At 57.5% G+C, this 346-nt stretch carries 1 pseudogene; it reads left to right on the forward strand.

What is annotated here, in order from left to right:
* Positions 1 to 346: pseudogene (locus tag MDHKLMBL_RS20735) on the forward strand (MBL fold metallo-hydrolase); the annotation flags it as partial.

Genomic DNA, 346 nt, shown 5'->3' on the forward strand with positions numbered 1-346 from the left:
CTTTCATCTGCGACCGGTCGGGCACATTCTCGGGGCGGCCTGTGTCATCATCGAGGCGGAAGGTAAATGCGTCGGTTTTTCCGGCGATGTGGGCCGCCTCAATGATATTTTCATGAGGCCACCTGCGCCTCTGCCAGCTCTGGACATGCTGATGCTGGAGTCAACGTATGGCAATCGTCGCCACGACGATGCGGACCCGTTGTCGCAGTTGGCGGACATCGTCAACGAAACGGTCGACAAAGGGGGCAATATACTGATTCCGGCCTTTGCCGTGGGCAGAGCGCAGGTCTTGCAACATATGCTCACCGACCTGATGAAGGCGGGACGAATTCCAAGGTTGCCAGTT

Source organism: Marinobacter flavimaris (assembly GCF_002933295.1).
GTDB lineage: Bacteria > Pseudomonadota > Gammaproteobacteria > Pseudomonadales > Oleiphilaceae > Marinobacter > Marinobacter flavimaris.